The organism is Lactonifactor longoviformis (assembly GCF_042848515.1).
Taxonomy (GTDB): domain Bacteria; phylum Bacillota; class Clostridia; order Lachnospirales; family Lachnospiraceae; genus Lactonifactor; species Lactonifactor longoviformis.
Genome location: NZ_AP031453.1, coordinates 3,660,302 through 3,679,384 on the forward strand (window position 1 = coordinate 3,660,302; position 19,083 = coordinate 3,679,384).

Below are 19,083 nucleotides of genomic sequence, written 5' to 3' on the forward strand. Positions count from 1 at the left end.
CGAATGTATCCCCCCAAGAGAATACGAAGAAAACTTGACAATGCGGCACTTGCATTTCCCGCAGCAGCCGGGAAGAAGGACAGCAGGGTGTTCCGGGTGTACTGCAGCCTGAACGAGCCCGTTCAGCCCCGGGTCCTGCAAAAAGCGTTAGAGCAAGTAATTTTGAAGTATCCTCTGTTCCAATGCAGATTAAAAAGAGGATACTTCTGGTATTATTTTGAGCCAAGCAGTATCCGTCCTGTGATTAAGAAGGAGAAGGGAGTGCCCTGCAGCGCCATGTATTCGCCCGGCCGGGATAATCTTCTCTATCAGGTTACCTACAACCTGGACAGTATTCATCTGGAGGTGTTTCACGCTTTGACAGACGGCACCGGGGCGTTTTGCTTTTTGGCAGATCTTGTGAAAGCTTATCTGCGGCTCCTGCACGGGATCGAAGGGGAGGAGACTGCGGGCGCAGGGACACAGGAAGAACAGGAGGAGGACAGCTTCTCACGCTACTATTCCCCTGTCCGCACCGCCGTTCAAATCAGAAAAAGCAGCCGTGCCTATCAGATGAAGGGGCGGAAGGTAGCGCAGGCTGATATGAAAATTATGGAATATACGGTCTCTGTCAAACAGCTTCTGCAGCAAAGCCGTGCCTGCCAGGTTTCTATCACGGTGTATCTGACCGCGGTACTGCTTCAGGCACTCTCCCGGAAAATGACGGAAGTCCAGAAGAAAAAGCCGGTTGTGGTCATGATTCCGGTTAACCTGAGAAATTATTATCCCTCGAAATCCATGACAAATTTTTTCGGCTGGATGGAAATTGAGTATAGATTCCATAAAAAGGATTCCTTTGAGGATATACTGCTGCATGTAAAGAAACGCTTTTCCGAGGAGCTGCTCCTGGAGCAGGTGGCCTTCCGCATGAACCATTATGTGCGAATTGAAAAAAACCTGCTGCTGCAATACATCCCCCTGGGAATAAAAAACTTCTTTATCCGGCTTGGAACCGGCCTGGGAAGCGGTAATGTATCCGCTGTATTTTCTAATATGAGCGCCGTCAGAATGCCCAAACCCTATGAGCCGTACATCCGCCGTTTCGGAGTAATCTCAAGCACAGATAAGCTCCAAATGTGTGCCTGCTCCTACCGGGATACCTTCTATTTCAGCATCACGTCAAAGCTGGAAGACGTAAGCGTCCAGGAGGATATTCTGTCGTTTCTCAGAGCAGAGGGATTCGATATTTCCGCGCTTCACGAAACGTAAATCAGAAAACGGGGCCCGGCATTGTCTGAATCTTGTTCCCAATGCCGGGCCCCGCTTTCGCAGTAACTGCTATACCACATATTTACTTTACTAACTGATACCCCTTCTCCTGCAGCATCTTGTCTGCCTCCTCATAAGACCCCACAGTGCTAAGCCAGGAGATAGACTTGCCGTACGGTTTCTCCTTTACCCCCTCGGGCAGCTCATATACCTTTCCGTCTACATACATAAGAGCTCCCCTCCACTGGGCGTGGGTAGCGGAATTCTCGTTGGTGGCATACATGACCATAGTGCCGTCGTTCAGATAATAGGGCCTCCAGTACATCTCTTTTCCGCCCTCGTAGGCAGTGCCTTTGGTAAACTGAGAGGACACTTTCAGCAGAGATCCCCGTTTATTGTAAAGATCCTCGATCAGGTCCTTCCTATCGTTATATTTGCTTCCATCTGCCAGTTTTCCATCATAAAAATTCTTGGCAAGCGCCAGATATCCGCCTAAGGAGGTCTCATTGCAGGGACAGATAAAGTCTATATTCATCTTTCCATCTGCTTCTACAAAAAAGTCTACATCGTATTTCTGATGATACACCGGACATTCTGTGTCTTCCTCCTCACAGTACCCGTGCTCCACCATATACCCCAGAATATCCTGCCCCGCCGCCTGCTTCAGCTCTACAATATCTGTGCAGTCTCTCAGGGCATCCTCCCCCGCATAGGCAGCCTTAAAATACCGCTGCATGCTGCTCCGGCGCACCTCACAGCTTCTCGTCTTCGCTTTGCTTATGTATCCGGTGAGCGCCGGAATTAAAATAGCCATGAGGATTCCTATAATCACAAGCACAACAATAACTTCTACTAAAGTAAACCCTTTTTTCTTCTGTTCTCTTCTGTGTTCCTTCATCTCTGTGTCTCCTGACAGCTTAATCCATCTTCTCATCGCCAGACTTCTCTTTTTGATCCACATCCTCCAGCTCCCGGGGATCGGCAATGGGGTAATAGAAAATATCCCGGGGATGCCTTCTCATAACCTGTTTCCCTCCCACATCACCGGAGAGGTTCATCAGCTCAACTGCATACATTTCATGGAATATCACAGGATTCCCCGGCCTCCCGTCTGCGGACATGCACCCAATCCTCTTGTCCTGGCAGGAAAATGCCTGAAAGAAATCCTCCACACTCTTCTTTTGAAGATAGGGCTGATCCCCCACGAAAAATGCATAATAGACTGTCTCCCCATCCGTCCCCTTTCTTTGCAAAGCATCCAGGCCAATCTGAAGGGAAGAGGAAATCCCCCGCTCACTGTGGGGATTCCAGAGCACAGGTATCCCCATTTCTTTCAGCCCGCTTCGCACAGCCTCGTGCTGTGTCACCGCAGTCAGAGTAACCGTCCCCGCCTGCTCCCCCGCCACTGCTGAGAGAACCTCTGCCATATATCGGTACATAGGTTTTCCGTCTATCTTGTAAAGCAGTTTATTTTCACCAAATCTCTTGCTGAAACCAGCCATCAGCAGAATCATATGGATTTTCATTTCTGTTCCTCCCACCGGCCGTCACCTCTTTACTAACTGTCCGGAAATGAACTTAGTATCTCTATCATATATAACATTTTGGGAAAAGTCACGTAAAAATTATAATTTTGTGTATGTGAAGCTCGTCGGCAGGTGGAGGATTGCAGACAGACGGTCAAAGGAGGCGGTCATGGGGCCAGAGGCAGGCCAGGGGTTCCGGTGTATCTGCTTGCTGCTGCGTTTCTCTTTAGCTAACCGCCTAGCCGTTCACTAAGAAGCTCAGGAGAGCCTTCGCTCCTAAGTGACCGCTGGCAGTGGATCTTCGGACGCACTCCTCAGTCTGCGCAGATACACCGGAACCCCTGGCCTGCCTCTGGCCCCATGACCGCCTCCTTTGACCTGGTAGTGACTCACTTCACATTCACGGAAAACGGGTGGGAAAGGTCGAAAGCTATACAAGATATGTGCTCAAACTTTATGTCAAGTCTGTAAAAGATACATTATTTATTGGCAGACGGCAGTGTTTGCATAAGAGTGAAGAAATGTTGAGCCTCTCCAGTACTGAAATATGCATACCACGCTTCCAGCGTGTTATGGTGAAAAACATCTAAATGTTCAATGATTTGTTTTGCCCACATCAAAGCTCCGACAGAACTTGCGGTAATCAGGTTGTGATCTGTAACGGAAGGCTTATCTACATAGAAACGCTGTCCGCTATAACCGGGAGAAACCATATCCAGGAATCCTGCCCCATTACTAGTATGCGGACGTTTATCCAACAGACCGGCATTTGCCAGCGCAGCAGTAGCCCCACAGATAGCGCATACCGTAGCTCCTGCCGAAAGAAGTTCTCCTGCTTTTTCGATAATAGTGCCATGCTTTGGATCGTCCCACGTACTTGCACCTGGTAACAGCAGCACGCTTTTTTCTTTCACCTCAATGTCGTCAATGATACAATCGGGAACGATGTTCAGACCGCCCATTGTTTTGACGTGTTCTTTTGAGATTCCCACCGTTTTGATAGATATACAAGGCGCATCCTTTTTGAAAAAGCGTCCGGAATTTAGTTCCGCAGTAACATACCCAAGCTCCCAATCAGCTAAAGTTTCGATAGCATAAACATAGATTGTAAACATAAATAACCTCCATCTTCATAGTTGATTTGATTGCCTGGTTATTGTACCATAAGATTGTTGACAGCATTATGTCAGCAATCTGCCACAATAAAAGAAATTTGAAAGGCGGCTGTCAAATGAAAGTAGACAGGCTTGTTAGCATTATTATGATACTTCTTGAAAAAAAGCGGGTAGGCGCGCAGGAGTTAGCCGATATGTTTGAAATCTCACTCCGCACAATATATCGTGACATAGATGCAATTAGCATGGCGGGTATTCCTGTACGTTCAATTTCAGGAGTAGGCGGCGGATTTGAAATCATGCCGGAATACAAGGTTGATAAAAAGGTTTTTTCGGCAGATGACCTTTCCGCACTCTTGATGGGACTCACTAGTATTTCCACTATGATCCGGGGCGACGAGCTGGTGCACGCCTTGACGAAAGTTAAGAGTTTTATCCCTGCTGACAGGGCAAAGGATATTGAACTAAAAGCAAACCAAATATATATAGATTTAAGACCGTGGATGGGCAACAGTAATACACAACCATATCTAGGAATTGTCAAAACGGCTTTGCAGGAAAACAAATTGCTTTCCTTTGAGTACGCAGATCGCTGGGGAAATAAAACAACACGGACAGTTGAGCCGTATCAGCTTGTATTAAAAAGCAACCATTGGTATTTTCAAGGATACTGCTATACCAGAAATGATTATCGCTTATTCAGATTGTCCCGTATATCAGACTTGCAAATGAAGCAGGATACTTTTATTCCACGGGATTATCAAAAACCAATTTTGGATTTTACTGAAATTTTGGAAACACTGCAAACAGAAATCAAAATCCGTATTCATAAATCTGTGCTGGACAGGGTACTTGAATTTTGTACCTATGATCACTTTATGCCAGATGGTGATGAGCATTACATTGTAAACTTTCCGTTCATTGAAAATGAATACTACTACGATATGCTTCTCAGTTTCGGGAATAAGTGCGAGTGTCTGGAGCCACGGGATATCCGCACAGAAATGAAGCGTAGAATACATGATATAGCCGCTATATACGATCAGTAGGGAGCATAAAGAGAACGTGACCTCCATTATTTAACCCTTTTTTAGAGATTCCTACGAACTTCCCCATATCCAGGTGAGTGAACTCCCGCGGCGGTAGGCTGTCTGGTTCGGGCGGGAGGGGCCTGTGTTCCGCGGACAATTCCGCAGGAGTGAATAGGGAGTCTTAGGCAAAACCGGGATTCCCGCAGGTGATTTTTTCGGCAGTCCGGGCCGAAAAAAAGTGAGAATAGGCAGAGAATGCACATCAAGCATTCTCTGCCTATACGAACGGTGCTCCGGCGGGGATTCCGATTTTGTCTTAGACTCTCTTCGCGACGGAGGTGTCCCCGGAACCCAGGCCCCTCCCGCCCGAACCAGACAGCCTACCGCCGCGGGAGTTCGCTCACCGTCCCCCGTCCCACTCTTCCAAAAACCTTTCCACCCTCACCTGTGCATTCTCTTTCAGATTGTAATAATAAAACCGGAAGTCGAACCTGTGAAATATCCCCAGGGGAAAGTGTTCCACGTCAGAGCTGTGATACACTGCCGGATCCACGGTTGAGCAGATCACCGTCCCCCGCTCTTTGTCGATCCTTGCATCTGCAAATCCCTCCAGCTTCTGTTCCCGCCCCTCTGCTTTGATGAGGGAGCCGGCATTCTCAGAAGCAGAAGCCGGGGTCTCGTCTCTGGTCCAGGAGATAGGGTTGATACAGACGGCACCCGGCAGAACGGTAGGATTTTTTTCTGTCATCCCCGGAGCCTCTGTATTGTAGGAAATAATCACCCCGGTATCCTCCGGCCCCTCGGCAAATTTCAGGTAGGGATGCTCCTCAAGCTCCTGCTCCGTGACAGAGAATCCGATCACATAGGCAGCCACCATCCGCTTATATACCTCAGGATTCTTATCCATATAGTCAAACAGTATCTCCTTGACCATCACTGCGCCCTGGGAATGGCCCACTAAAAGAAAGGGCCTGCCCTGATTGTAGTGTTTAATGTAGTAATCAAACGCAGCTATCACGTCCGTTTTTGGCACGCCTCCGTAGTATGCCATCTGCTCCTCCTGATCTCTGTCCAGGATAAACGCCGCCTCAACCTGGCGGTAATAGGGTGCATACAGGTTTCCGGCCATATCGAAAGCCCTGGCCTGGGAAGCCGCCACACTCCTGGCCCGCTTTCTCATATTCTTTGCCTGTATGGTACTGACAGGATAATCCTTTTTATCCTTTCTTGCCCAGCTGGTGGGATAGAGATAAAAGACATCCGCAGGCTTCTGCCCCTTCTCCTCCAGCAGCATCCAGTTTTTCTCTTTTGCATAATTGGAGGGAATGATCTCCTCTCCTGCAACAGGAACATGGGAATTGCCGTCCTGTGCCCCGCAGCCGCCCAGAGCCAGAAGGAACAGAAAAATGATGCACAGCAGTTTTTTTCTCATGACAGTACTCCTCTCATGGTATTCTTTCTATTATACCCGGGCAGCGCTCCTTGGTGCATACTCTGCGGGCGGATATACAGCTCCGGCTGTATATTAAAATACACTATCATAAGTTTTGCCCTTTGACAGAGAAGTAATCACCACCGGCGCATCTTTTATAAACTGCCTGCACCTTTCGGCCTTTTCCCGCCGCTCCCTGGTATCTCCCTGGTTCAGAACTACCGTGACAGGGATCCCCTTCCCGCGCTCTCTCAGAGGGAATAGATATCCCTCCCTGAGCAGCACAGCCAGGTCTTCCGGGGAGAGCCTGTGATCCGGTCTGCAATTCAATATCCGGCCCGCCAGTTCTCTGCGGTGGCATACCTTCCCCAGCTCCTCTCCCAGGCAGGAAAGTCCGGCGACCAAAAGTATTCTCGTAGTCTGAGGTACAATCACCGGCTCGTGCGAGGCCGGTACCTTTACAGGCAGTCCCCGGGAGCCGTCCCCCTCTATGAGGGTAACATCTGCCGCGTCTATTCCCCGGGCGAGGACATCCCCGGGAAGCCCTTTTATTTTATCTGCACCGCCCTCTTTCACCGGGATTCCCGCAGCCGCATATCCTGTGTCTTCCAGTGTCTGCAGAATCTCCTCTGCCGTTCCTCCCAGGCAGGCGCCTGTCTGGGGCATTCTCATATGGGTGGTTGTAGTCACCAGCACACGTTTTCCCGCACTTTTATATTTCTCCGCTAAATAACGGATGCAGGTAGATTTCCCACCTGCACCTATCACTGTTATAATCTCTTTTTCACTCGTCAGCTCTTCCCAGTCATTCACTTTTTCTCTCCTTCGCAAAACCGGCCATACCTGCCTGCGTCCCCCTTTTCCCAGGCACACACAAGCTCCAGCACACTTCCGGCAATACACCTTGCCTTGTCGGAAATCGTATCACAGTACTGTACGGCATCCTCTCTCGGGTCTATATCGGCAATCTTAAAGCCCTCCGTCACCGGGAATCCTTCCCGTATCATGCCTCTTACCACCCCTGAAATGCTGGCTCTCACCGGAATCCAGGTCTTGGAATCCCCTGCATTATTCTGGATTTTACCTATGAGACGATCCTTTTCCACCCATTCACCAATCCCGGCCAGAGGGGAAAACCTTCCCGTCCCCCCGGCATGAATCACCCGTTCTTTTCCGTAACCCGCGATGATTCCAGGAATCCCGGTATTGGGTACAGCACTTCCCCTGGAAATAATCCGGCCAAGATCATGCCCCCGCATAGTCTCGATGACGTAATGGGCATCCTCACCTGCTGTGAATCCCGGTCCCAGGGCAATGGTAAGATTCCCCATATCCCGCCTGGTGCCCATATTCCGTTTTGCCAAAATGGCATCGATTAAAACGTCCGGGTGATATTCCCTCAGGATATCACCCAGGGGATCCACCAGAAGTACGGGGGAACGGGGGGACACCGTTCTCTGTGCCTCTCTCCAATCCTTTGCCAGACGGCAGGTAATGCCTTCGACGGTCATCCTTCCCTCATAGACAGCTTCGCAGAAGGAAACCTTCCTGCGGATGGCAGACGGCTGTCCGGTCTCCAGGATAATGACCGGATATCCGCTTCTGCACAGACGGTGGATCGTCCCGGTCGCAAGATCCCCTCCCCCTCTGACAATTACTGGTTTCATCTTCCGTTCTCCTTATGGTCTAATGATTTTGGCTGCCTCGGCCTGTGTCTCTGCAATCACATACATATTCGTAACCGTACCGGCAGCCAGCTTCTCTCCCAGCCCGTAATGGTTCAGGCAGGTACCGCAGGTCAAAACAGCAGTGCCGGCCTGCTCCAGTGCCCGGAGGTCTTCCGCCGAATCCGATCCCTCACAGGAAAGCTTAGCCCCGCCGTTGTACAGAAGCACCGTTTTGGGCGGAACGGGCAGCTGGGTAAGGGCATAGATAAATCCCTTCATCAGTGTTCTGCCCAGTGCCTCATCTCCCTCCCCCATCTTATCTGAACTTATGACCACTACCGTGTTTTCCTCCGGCCGGCAGCAATTTTCATATGCAGGCTGAGAGGCAGGATGCTCTCTTCCCTCCCCGGTGACTGTGATACGGACCTCATACAGTTTCTCACCCTTCTGAACGGATGCATACTCTGCATTCTGGGATACGGCCAGCTTCTGCAGATTGCTCACTGCAATCTCATTATCTACCTGTACAAGCAGCACCGTTCCGGGTGCGGCTTCGTCCATTGCTTTTTTTGTCATGATCACTGGTTTCGGACACTGCTGTCCTCTGGCATCGATTGTTTTTTCCATGTCTGCGGTTCTCCTTTAGTTGAAATCTGTCTGATATTTTCCCCGGGAAATATACTGTCCCTGCTTTTCTGAGACCACCTTTCCCTGATCTACTACCAGATTACCACGCAGATAAACTTTGTCAATAGTGCCTTTCAGGTTCCAGCCCTCAAAGGGTGCATAATCCATATTATATTCCTGCGTCTTTGCCTCGATGACCCCTGGCTTATGCGGATCCAGAATCACAAGGTCGGCATCGCTTCCAGGCTCCAGACAGCCCTTTCTGGGATACATGCCATAGAGCTTAGCCGGGTTTTCGGAGAGTACCCGGCACATTTCCTCTAAAGTCATTCTCCCCTCCTCTACCCCGTAGGTATAGAGCAGCACCCCCCTGGTCTCCACACCAGGCATACCGTTGGGGATCTTGGTAAAATCTTCTTTTCCCATCTCTTTCTGTGCCAGAGTGAAGCTGCAGTGGTCTGTGGAAACAGTCTGGATATCCCCTGTTTTTAAAGCTTCCCACAGGCATTCCTGATCTACCTTTTTCCTCAGCGGCGGCGAACACACATATTTGGCAGCCTCAAATCCATTCTTTTTATAGCAGCTCTCATCCAGAAGCAGGTACTGAGGACAGGTCTCTGCAAATACAATCTGCCCCCTCGCCCGGGCCCTCTGAATCTTGGCAAATGCCTCCCAGCAGGTCAGATGAACTACAATGACCGGGGCATCTGCCTCCTTGGCGATGGCAAGCAGGCGGTTTACCGCCTCTGCCTCCAGGCCTGCAGGACGCACTCTGGGGTGGGTATCCGGTCCCAGATGCCCGGCTGCTTTTGCCTCGGCAGTCAGGGCATCGATCACCTCAGCATTTTCACAGTGAACCCCGGCGATTCCCCCCTGTTTTTTCAGCTGCTTTAAGATACGGTAGAGTTCCCCGTCTCTCAGAAGCATATCCGGGTACGTCATATAGAGCTTGAATGTGCTCACCCCAGCGTCCAGCATAGCCTGAACCTGAGTCTCCCCGGCCCCTTCCAGATCGGAGATGGCCATATGGAACCCATAGTCGCAGGAACACCTTCCCTCCGCCTTTTTGTTCCAGTTTTCCAATGCCTCTTCCAGCGTCTCCCCCTTATACTGTGTGGCGAAGTCTACAATACAGGTAGTCCCCCCTGCAATAGCCGCACGGGTTCCTGAGTAAAAGTCATCTGCGGTAACCGTTCCGGCCACCGGCAGATCCATGTGGGTATGAGCATCAATAAATCCCGGGAAGATGAGCTTTCCTTTGGCATCCACTACCTGGGCTTCTCCGTCGCTTATCTTTGGAGATACTTCCCTGATGATTCCGTCTTCGATTAAAATGTCCTTTTTACAGCAGCCTACCCCTGACACTACTGTGCCGTGCTTTAGTAATTGCTTCATCCTCATTCCTCCATTTCCATCTTCATCCATACATCCGAAACCCGGTGAATGGTTTTCTGTAATTATTTAGCTTTCCTGTAGAATGTATTCTCCAACGGGAGCCTTGTTCGCTCGATTCCGTCATAACGGTAATAGGCATGGGCACAGGCGGGAGCTGTGGGAACGGAAGAGATTTCTCCTACACCCTTAGCTCCGCAGGCTTCCTCCAGCACTTCCTCGGAAGTAATCAGGATAGCCTGAACCGGCGGTGTCTGACTGGCTCTGAAAAGTCCCAGTTTTCCATAATTCAGTGTGGGCCTTCCCTCCGCCATCGGGAAATCTTCTGTGAGGGCATATCCCAGTCCCATCACAACGCCTCCCTCCACCTGTCCCTCGCAGGACTGTACATTTACCACTGTTCCCACATCGTGGGCGGCAACTACCTCCGTTACCTTTCCTGCCTCATCCAGGATTACCACCTGGGTGGCATATCCATAGGCAATATGGCTGACCGGATTGGGCTTGGGAGAGCCCATAGGGTCTGTCTCCCCCAGGTATTCCCCGTAATAGCTGGTTCCTTCCAGCGCTTGCAGAGAGCCTTTCTCCTCCAGCGCCTCCCCAAGGAGTATGGATGCCCTTCTTGTGGCTTCCCCTGTAAACAAGGTCTGGCGGGACGCGGTGCTTGTTCCGGAATCAGGGGTTCTCTCTGTGTTAGGTCTCTCGTGAACCAGAAGCGCGGGGGAAAGTCCGGTCATCTCACACACAATGTGGATGGTCACAGTCCCCACGCCCTGTCCCATACAGGCGGCGGAGGTAAGTATATGAACTTTGCCGTTCTCCACAGTAAGCCGGCATCTTCCGATATCAGGGATTCCCACGCCTACCCCGCTGTTCTTCATACAGGAAGCTATCCCCGCATACGGATGGGAATCATATACCTCTTTTACTGCCTCCAGGGTCTGGGCCAGGGCACAGTCCTTTGTGGCAATCTGCCCGTTGGGGAGCGTCTGCCCGGGCCGGATGGCATTTCTGTAGCGGATCTCCCAGGGAGTAATGCCAGCCATCTCCGCCAGCAGATTCAGATTGCATTCTGTGGCAAAGCAGCTCTGGGTCACCCCGAAGCCCCGGTATGCCCCAGCCGGAATATTGTTGGTATAAACCCCGTATCCCACAATGTCCACATTCTGATAATTATAAGGCCCGGCCGCGTGTGTACACGCCCGTTCCAGTACAGGTCCGCCTAAGGAAGCATATGCGCCGGTGTCGGAATAAAGCACTGCCTTCATCCCTGTGAGATATCCGTTCTCATCGCAGGCTGTGGTAAAGTCCATCTCCATCGCATGGCGTTTTACATGCACCAGAAGACTTTCCTTTCTGGAAAACTTCACCTTTACCGGACGCTTGGAAAGCCACGCCGCAAGAGCCGCATGGTGCTGGACACTCATATCTTCTTTACCCCCGAAGCCGCCCCCGACCAGCTTGCTCTCCACAACCACCTTTTCCGCAGGAAGCTGCAGAATGCTTGAAATCTCATGCTGTTCATCATACACAGACTGTCCTGCCGTGTATAGGTGCACACCGTCCTCACCCTCAGGAAATGCAATGGCACACTCCGGTTCCATAAATGCATGATCCGTAAAAGGTACGCTGTAATGCCGGGTTACCACATATTTTGAGCTGGCAATGGCACCCTCTGCGTCTCCTCTTTTGCACACCTTCTTTGTCAGAAGGTTGCCGCCCTCATGTACCTTCGGGGCGTCCTCCTTTAAGGCATCTATGGGATTCGTTACCGGAGGCAGCTCTTCTGCATCCACCTGGATCAGAGAAAGTACTTCCTCCAGATTCTCCTTATGATTCACAACTGCCAGCGCAATGGCATCTCCGATATACCTGGTAATTCCTCCCTCGGGAATCAAAACGTCCCAGTCCTGGACAATATGGCCGCAGATATTGTTGGGTACATCCTTGGCGGTATACACAGCCACACAGTCCTCGTGGGCCAGGGCGCGGGTGATATCTATCCGGTGAATCCTGGCTCTGGGATAGGGACTACGAAGCGCCTTTGCATAAGCCATATCCGGCAGGATAATATCGTCAACAAATTCCCCGGTCCCTCTGACCTTTTCCTCCACATCCACCCGCTGAAACCGCTGGGTGAGTCCCAGATGCTTTGGCCCTTCCGGTATCATGCGTTTTTCCCTGAAATATTCTGCCGCCATAAGGATGGCATCCTCAATCTTCTGGTAGCCGGTGCACCTGCAGATGTTCCCGTGTATGGCCTTTTTTACTTCCTCCCTGGTAGGATACAGATTGGCATCCAGAAGTACTTTGGCAGAAATGATCATCCCCGGAATACAAAAGCCGCACTGAACGGCGCCCGCTTCCGCAAAGCAGTGGATATATACCTTCATCTCCTCCTCCGGGATTCCCTCCACGGTAGTAATGCTCTTTCCCTCCAGCTTTGAAAGCTTCAGAATACATGCCTTTCCTTTTTTTCCGTCTACAATTACGGTACAGGTTCCGCAGGTTCCCTCACTGCACCCCTCTTTCACCGCCGTCAGTCTCAGTTCATCCCTCAGATAGTCAATCAGTCTTCCGTCCCGGCTGCTCTGACATTCTTTTCCATTCACTTTAAATGTAAACATTCCTCAACCTCCCAATACCTTACTGCCTATACTAATGTTTCGTAAACCCCTTCTGCCTCAATCTGGCTGTCCTTCAGAAATCCTTCCAACGCCTGTCTGTCACTGATGTCTGCACACCAGGAGATACCGCAGCCCGCCGAGATTGCCCTGGGCACCGGAATCAGCCTTCCCGGAAGGTTCCGCTCCCTGCATCCCTGCTCCATAGCCATAGCATGTGCTGTTGTATGAAACGTTATCACTAGTTTTAAGACTCTCTCCCGCATGTAATTACCCTCTTCTTTGGTTTTATTTCTTGCTTATGATGCCTTAAATATACCACCTGATTATTTAAATAGCAATACTTCCGGGAAAGAAAATCAAAAAAGTTTTAGATTACCTAAATTTTTTTGTAAAAAACTCTTGTAATTTGAAAAAAGTGTGTTATGATGGACTTATAAACAACGTCTGGCAGCACAGAGAAAGGAGTTTATTATGGGACGACTGACCTTACTAAAACAAATTGCACATGGGCTGGCCCAGCAGTTCGGCTCAGACTGTGAAATTGTAATTCATGACTTAAAAACCCAGGATCTGGAGCACTCGATTGTATACCTGGAAAACGGACATATCACCAACCGCAAGCTGGGCGACGGCCCTTCCAATGTAGTATTAAAAGCGCTCAAACAGGATCCCGACTCACTGGAAGACCGTGCCGGCTATCTCACCAAGACATCCGACGGCAGGATCTTAAAATCCTCCACCTTCTATATCCGGGATGAACATGAGGTCATCCACTATATTTTCTCTATTAACTATGATATTACAAAGCTGATGATGGTAGAAACCGCCATCCACTCCTTTACAGACACCCAGGGAAAGGATACGGAGGCCAAGACCACAGAGATCACCAGAAATGTCAACGATCTGCTGGATCAGCTCATCGAAGAATCCGTGGCCCTTGTGGGCAAACCGGTGGCTCTTATGACAAAGGAAGATAAAGTAAAGGCCATTCAGTTTCTGAACGACTCCGGTGCATTTTTGATTACCAAATCCGGGGATAAGGTTGCTAATTATTTTGGAATTTCCAAATATACTTTATATAGTTATACCGATGTAAACAAGTAGCATAACCGATGCAGCAAAAATATTTTAGGAGGGATTTTTACAATGGAACAAATGAAATGGACACCCAACGAGATGCCGAAGACAGATGACGCGCAGCTGTCTGTCATGTCTCTGGAAAACGTAGTGAAGGCAAGGACCTTTCACGAGAGCTTTCCCCAGTATTCCCAGACACCCCTTGCCCGCCTGCAGCACATGGCAGACTATCTCGGAATCAAAGAGCTGTACGTAAAGGATGAGTCCTACCGTTTCGGGCTGAACGCCTTCAAAGTGCTGGGCGGTTCCTTCGCCATGGCCCGTTACATAGCAAAACAGACAGGAAGAGATGTCTCTGCCCTGCCCTACAATGTTCTCACTTCTGAGGAACTGAGAAAAGAGTTCGGCCAGGCAACCTTTTTCACAGCCACAGACGGCAATCACGGCCGGGGGGTTGCATGGGCAGCCAATAAACTAGGCCAGAAATCCGTTGTACTGATGCCGAAAGGTTCCACCAAAACCCGTCTGGAAAACATTCGGAAAGAGAATGCCCAGGCTACCATAGAAGAAGTTAACTACGACGAATGTGTCCGTATGGCCAATGCCCTGGCCGAAAAAACCCCCAACGGCGTTATGGTTCAGGATACCGCCTGGGACGGCTACGAAGAAATCCCCTCATGGATTATGCAGGGTTACGGGACTATGGCTATGGAGGCGGACGAACAGCTTCATGAATATGGGTGTGAACGTCCCACTCACGTATTCATACAGGCCGGCGTGGGCTCCCTGGCAGGGGCTGTGCAGGGCTATTTTGCCAACAGGTATCCAAAGAATCCCCCGAAGGTTATTGTTATGGAGGCTTCTGTGGCTGACTGTCTCTACAAGGGAGCTATTGCCAAAGACGGCAGCGTCCGGTTTGTAGACGGGGATATGCAGACCATTATGGCCGGTCTTGCCTGCGGGGAACCCAATGCCATCTCCTGGGATATTCTGAAAAATCACGTGACAGCATTCCTCTCCTGCCCTGACTGGGTATCAGCCAAAGGCATGCGTATGCTGGCTGCCCCCTTCAAAGGAGATCCCCAGGTAGTCTCCGGGGAATCCGGCGCTGTGGGAATGGGAGTCATCGCTTCTGTCATGCAGATGGAGGAATACAGAGCGCTGAGAGAATTCCTTGCACTGGATGAGAACTCCAGGGTTCTCATGTTCTCCACAGAGGGCGACACCGACCCGGACCGCTACAAAGAAATTGTATGGGGCGGAAAGCAGTACGAATAGACAGTGACCACGCAAACCAGAAAACAAGCAAATATATAGAAGGATTAGGAGGATATTACCATGGACTATAACAAAATTAAAGAAGCCGCACAGGGTTACGAAGGGCAGATGACAAAGTTTCTGCGGGATTTGGTGCGGATCCCCGGGGAAAGTGCCGATGAAAAGGGGCACATCGACCGGATTGCGGAAGAAATGAGAGCGGTTGGATTCGACAAGGTTGACATTGACCCTATGGGCAATGTATTAGGCTATATGGGAACCGGAAAAACCTTAATCGGCTATGACGCCCATATTGATACTGTGGGTGTAGGCAACAGAGACAACTGGGAGTTTGACCCCTACGAAGGCTTTGAATCGGATACCGAGATTGGAGGCCGCGGCACCTCAGATCAGCTAGGCGGTATCGTATCCGCGGTATACGGCGCTAAAATCATGAAAGATCTGGGCATGCTGAATGATACATACCAAGTGGTAGTGACAGGCACGGTTCAGGAAGAAGACTGTGACGGCCTCTGCTGGCAGTATATCATCAACGAAGGCAAGGTACGTCCCGAATTTGTTGTCTCCACAGAGCCTACAGACGGCGGTATCTACCGGGGCCAGCGGGGACGTATGGAAATCCGTGTGGATGTACAGGGTGTCTCCTGCCACGGCTCTGCTCCGGAGCGGGGTGACAATGCCATCTACAAAATGGCTGACATCCTGCAGGATGTCCGTGCTCTCAATGAAAATGACGCAGAGGAAGGCACAGAGGTAAAAGGTCTGGTTAAGATGCTGGACGAAGCCTACAACAAGGAGTGGAAAGAGGCCCGTTTCCTTGGTCGGGGCACCATTACTACCTCAGAGATATTCTTTACCTCCCCAAGCCGCTGTGCGGTAGCAGACAGCTGTTCCGTTTCCCTGGACCGCCGTATGACAGCCGGAGAGACCTGGGAAAGCTGTCTGGATGAAATCCGCGCACTCCCAAGTGTTCAGAAATACGGGGATGATGTAAAAGTGTCCATGTACAACTACGAGCGTCCTTCCTATACCGGACTGGTATACCCCATTGAATGCTATTTCCCAACCTGGGTAATCCCGGAGGATCATGAAGTAACCAAAGCCCTGGAGGAAGCTTACAAAGGCCTTTACGGCGACAGCCGCATCGGCACCGCCGAGACAGTTGAAATGAGAAAAGTCCGTCCTCTTACAGACAAATGGACCTTCTCCACCAACGGTGTTTCCATTATGGGAAGAAACGGGATCCCCTGCATCGGCTTCGGACCCGGAGCTGAAGCCCAGGCACATGCGCCCAATGAAAAGACCTGGAAAGCAGACCTGGTATGCTGCGCAGCTGTATATGCCGCTCTTCCCGCCTGCTACTGCAAATAACAGACCTATTCGTTAAGTTCGGCAACTATGCTCATTTCCTGTCCTGCCCTCCTTTTTCTGCCCTATTTGGCATAACAGGGAATGAGTCTCTAACTACCAACTGTTTATTATAAAAAGAAAGGATTACGCCAAATATGAAAACTTTACAGGATTATATCGATAAATTAAATAAATTAAATTTCAAGGAAATGTACAACAATGACTTCTTCCTCACCTGGGAAAAGACAGATGAAGAGCTGGAGGCTGTCTGGACAGTAGCTGACGCCCTCCGCTTTATGAGAGAAAACAACATCTCCACAAAGGTCTTTGAGAGCGGCCTTGGAATCTCATTATTCCGTGACAACTCCACACGCACCCGTTTTTCCTTTGCCTCTGCCTGTAACTTATTGGGGCTGGAAGTACAGGATCTGGACGAGGGCAAATCTCAGGTGGCACACGGGGAAACCGTACGTGAGACCGCTAACATGATCTCCTTTATGGCAGACGTTATCGGTATCCGTGACGATATGTATATCGGCAAAGGAAATGCCTACATGCATGAGGTAGCTGACTCCGTGGAGGAAGGTCACAGAGACGGCATTCTGGAACAGCGTCCTACCTTAGTAAACTTACAGTGCGACATTGACCATCCCACCCAGTGTATGGCAGATATGCTCCACATTATCCACGAATTCGGCGGCATTGAGAATTTAAAAGGAAAGAAGCTTGCGATGACATGGGCATACTCTCCTTCTTACGGAAAACCTCTCTCTGTTCCCCAGGGCGTCATCGGTCTGATGACCCGTATGGGTATGGAAGTTGTCCTGGCCCATCCGGAAGGCTATGAGGTAATGCCTGAAGTAGAAGAAGTTGCCAGAAAAAATGCTGAGAAATCCGGCGGTTCCTTCAAGAGAACCAACAGCATGGAAGAAGCCTTCAAAGACGCTGATATTGTATATCCTAAGAGCTGGGCGCCTTTTGCAGCTATGGAAAAACGAACCAACCTCTACGGAGAAGGGGATTTTGACGGCATTGACAAGCTGGAAAAAGAACTCCTGGCACAAAATGCACAGCACAAAGACTGGGCTTGCACCGAAGAGCTGATGAAGACCACAAAAGACGGCAAAGCGCTTTATCTCCACTGCCTGCCGGCCGATATCACCGGCGTGAGCTGCGAGACCGGCGAGGTTGACGCAACCGTATTTGACCGCTACAGAACACCTCTTTACAAAGAAGCAAGCTTTAAGCCATATGTCATCGCTGCTATGATTATGCTGAGCAAATTCGCAGATCCGGCAGATGTATTGAAAAAACTGGAAGAAAAGGGCACACCGAGAGTCTTTAAATAAGTAAAAACTGCCCGGGCGGTTGTGCGGCGCGCATAGTTGCCCGGGCGCAATCTATTTTTAGGGGGAATTTACAATGAATAAAAAAAGAATCGTAATTGCACTGGGCGGCAATGCCCTGGGAAATACCCTGCCGGAACAGATGGCTGCCGTTAAGATCACAGCGAAGGCCATTGTCGATCTCATAGAAGAAGGCCATCAGGTCATTGTGGCCCACGGCAACGGACCGCAGGTAGGAATGATTAACAATGCCATGGCAGCTCTTTCCAGGGAAGATTCGGCACAGCCTAACACCCCACTTTCCGTGTGTGTGGCCATGAGTCAGGCCTACATTGGCTATGATCTGCAGAATGCGCTGAGAGAAGAGCTTTGGAACCGCGGCATCAAGGACATTCCTGTGTCCACCATGGTCACACAGGTCCGGGTTGACGCGGATGATCCCGCCTTTTTGAACCCGTCCAAGCCCATCGGAAAGTTTCTCACAAAGGAGGAAGCCGATACCGTTGCCTCCAAATACGGCCATGTTATGCGGGAAGATGCCGGCAGAGGCTACCGCCGTTTTGTGGCGTCTCCCAAGCCAAAAGAAATTGTGGAGATCGGGGCTATCCGCTCCCTGGTGGAGTCCGGTGAAGTTGTCATCGCCTGCGGGGGCGGCGGGATTCCTGTGACCCTTCAGGGCAACCATCTCAAAGGTGCCAGTGCAGTTATAGACAAAGACTTTGCCAGCTGTCTGCTTGCAAAGGAATTGGATGCTGACTATCTGATCATTCTGACTGCAGTAGAAAAAGTTGCCATTAATTTTGGCAAAGAGAACCAGGAATGGTTATCGGATCTGAAGGTGGAACAAGCCCGCCAGTACGCAGAAGAAGGACAGTTTGCTCCCGGTTCTATGCTGCCCAAGGTACAGGCCGCCATAGATTTCGCATCCTCCAAGGAAGGGCGGACCGCCCTGATTACTCTGCTGGAGAAAGCAAAAGACGGAATTGCAGGGAAGACCGGAACCTTGATCCATAAATAATAAACCGCTTACATAAAAAGGGTTTGGACAGCCGCAGGCAGTCCAAACCCTTTTTATAATCTCTAACCTATTTTCAGCCCCTCCCGGGCTGCCTCCCCTTTTTTGGCCGGCCCGCAGATAAGTCGTTCCTTTGATATATGGTAAAGCGCCATACTCTGCTCCAGATACAGATTCAGGCACTCTTCTTCCCCCTGAATCTCCGCAGCTACGATTCCCTCCGCCTCATGCTGAATCCAGCCGGACAGTCCCATCTGATCCGCCAGAAAAAACAGTTTAATCTTCAAATCTTTTTGATTGCTGCTTTCCATAATTCTAAGTCTTTGTCTTATCTTCATTGAATGAAACCTCC

General features: G+C 50.2%; 18 protein-coding genes. 7 read left to right on the plus strand and 11 right to left on the minus strand.

Translation table 11 applies throughout. The features are described from left to right. The first annotated feature begins 3 nt into the window (after positions 1–3). A complete protein-coding gene (locus ACGHCT_RS16690; protein ID WP_072848567.1) occupies positions 4–1,248 on the plus strand; it encodes a hypothetical protein in 1,245 nt (414 codons plus the stop codon). Positions 1,249–1,330: 82 nt separating this feature from the next. On the opposite strand, the gene ACGHCT_RS16695 is transcribed toward ACGHCT_RS16690, so the two are convergent. The 3 genes from ACGHCT_RS16695 to ACGHCT_RS16705 form a co-directional block, all read right to left on the minus strand. After that, a complete protein-coding gene (locus ACGHCT_RS16695; RefSeq protein WP_390436961.1) occupies positions 1,331–2,209 on the minus strand; it encodes a prepilin-type N-terminal cleavage/methylation domain-containing protein in 879 nt (292 codons plus the stop codon). Continuing rightward, positions 2,166–2,774, minus strand: coding sequence for an NTP transferase domain-containing protein (locus tag ACGHCT_RS16700; protein WP_390436962.1), 609 nt, complete (start codon positions 2,772–2,774; stop codon positions 2,166–2,168). Before ACGHCT_RS16700 ends, ACGHCT_RS16695 begins: the two co-directional genes overlap by 44 nt. 479 nt (positions 2,775–3,253) lie before the next feature. Then, positions 3,254–3,889: a DJ-1/PfpI family protein gene (locus ACGHCT_RS16705; RefSeq protein ID WP_390436963.1), complete on the minus strand. Its 636-nt coding sequence runs from the start codon at positions 3,887–3,889 to the stop codon at positions 3,254–3,256. Between the two features lie 116 nt (positions 3,890–4,005). Here ACGHCT_RS16705 and ACGHCT_RS16710 point away from each other — a divergent pair, with 116 nt between their 5' ends. After that, on the plus strand, positions 4,006–4,938 hold the full coding sequence (locus ACGHCT_RS16710; RefSeq protein ID WP_390436964.1) for a helix-turn-helix transcriptional regulator: 933 nt from the start codon (positions 4,006–4,008) through the stop codon (positions 4,936–4,938). 382 nt (positions 4,939–5,320) lie between these two features. Here ACGHCT_RS16710 and ACGHCT_RS16715 read toward each other — a convergent pair whose 3' ends face one another. The 7 genes from ACGHCT_RS16715 to ACGHCT_RS16745 form a co-directional block, all read right to left on the minus strand. Then, complete coding sequence (locus ACGHCT_RS16715; protein WP_390436965.1) at positions 5,321–6,352, minus strand: DUF3089 domain-containing protein; 1,032 nt, start codon at positions 6,350–6,352, stop codon at positions 5,321–5,323. A gap of 93 nt (positions 6,353–6,445) precedes the next feature. Continuing rightward, the gene (yqeC, locus tag ACGHCT_RS16720) at positions 6,446–7,165 is read right to left on the minus strand and encodes a selenium cofactor biosynthesis protein YqeC (protein ID WP_390436966.1); all 720 of its coding nucleotides are present in this window, start codon (positions 7,163–7,165) and stop codon (positions 6,446–6,448) included. Beyond that, the gene (gene yqeB, locus ACGHCT_RS16725) at positions 7,162–8,019 is read right to left on the minus strand and encodes a selenium-dependent molybdenum cofactor biosynthesis protein YqeB (protein WP_390436967.1); all 858 of its coding nucleotides are present in this window, start codon (positions 8,017–8,019) and stop codon (positions 7,162–7,164) included. The genes yqeC and yqeB overlap by 4 nt, the downstream gene beginning before the upstream one ends. A gap of 12 nt (positions 8,020–8,031) precedes the next feature. Further along, positions 8,032–8,646, minus strand: coding sequence for a sulfurtransferase-like selenium metabolism protein YedF (gene yedF, locus ACGHCT_RS16730; protein WP_072848599.1), 615 nt, complete (start codon positions 8,644–8,646; stop codon positions 8,032–8,034). 15 nt (positions 8,647–8,661) lie between these two features. Further along, entirely contained in the window at positions 8,662–10,041 is a 1,380-nt protein-coding gene (gene hydA, locus ACGHCT_RS16735) for a dihydropyrimidinase (RefSeq protein ID WP_072848601.1), read from the minus strand. Between the two features lie 62 nt (positions 10,042–10,103). Continuing rightward, positions 10,104–12,665: a selenium-dependent xanthine dehydrogenase gene (xdh, locus tag ACGHCT_RS16740; RefSeq protein ID WP_390436968.1), complete on the minus strand. Its 2,562-nt coding sequence runs from the start codon at positions 12,663–12,665 to the stop codon at positions 10,104–10,106. 26 nt (positions 12,666–12,691) lie between these two features. Then, positions 12,692–12,928 (minus strand): DUF3343 domain-containing protein, encoded by a 237-nt coding sequence (locus tag ACGHCT_RS16745; protein ID WP_072848604.1) that lies wholly within the window; start codon positions 12,926–12,928, stop codon positions 12,692–12,694. Positions 12,929–13,136: 208 nt separating this feature from the next. Between ACGHCT_RS16745 and ACGHCT_RS16750 the strand changes: the two genes are divergently transcribed. The 5 genes from ACGHCT_RS16750 to arcC all read left to right on the plus strand — a co-directional run bounded on the left by ACGHCT_RS16750 (position 13,137) and on the right by arcC (position 18,734). After that, positions 13,137–13,769, plus strand: coding sequence for a transcriptional regulator (locus tag ACGHCT_RS16750; protein WP_072848606.1), 633 nt, complete (start codon positions 13,137–13,139; stop codon positions 13,767–13,769). Positions 13,770–13,811: 42 nt separating this feature from the next. Then, positions 13,812–15,020 carry a diaminopropionate ammonia-lyase gene (dpaL, locus tag ACGHCT_RS16755; RefSeq protein WP_390436969.1) on the plus strand — a complete coding sequence of 403 codons (1,209 nt, stop codon included), beginning with the start codon at positions 13,812–13,814 and terminating at the stop codon, positions 15,018–15,020. A gap of 60 nt (positions 15,021–15,080) precedes the next feature. Then, positions 15,081–16,391, plus strand: a complete 1,311-nt coding sequence (locus ACGHCT_RS16760; RefSeq protein ID WP_072848609.1) for a YgeY family selenium metabolism-linked hydrolase — start codon at positions 15,081–15,083, stop codon at positions 16,389–16,391. A gap of 134 nt (positions 16,392–16,525) precedes the next feature. Next, entirely contained in the window at positions 16,526–17,719 is a 1,194-nt protein-coding gene (gene ygeW, locus ACGHCT_RS16765) for a knotted carbamoyltransferase YgeW (RefSeq protein ID WP_072848610.1), read from the plus strand. A 73-nt stretch (positions 17,720–17,792) separates the two neighbouring features. After that, positions 17,793–18,734 (plus strand): carbamate kinase, encoded by a 942-nt coding sequence (gene arcC / locus ACGHCT_RS16770; RefSeq protein ID WP_072848611.1) that lies wholly within the window; start codon positions 17,793–17,795, stop codon positions 18,732–18,734. 62 nt (positions 18,735–18,796) lie between these two features. Here the strand turns inward: arcC and ACGHCT_RS16775 are convergent, their stop codons facing one another. Continuing rightward, on the minus strand, positions 18,797–19,069 hold the full coding sequence (locus ACGHCT_RS16775) for an acylphosphatase (RefSeq protein ID WP_072848613.1): 273 nt from the start codon (positions 19,067–19,069) through the stop codon (positions 18,797–18,799). Positions 19,070–19,083: the final 14 nt, after the last annotated feature.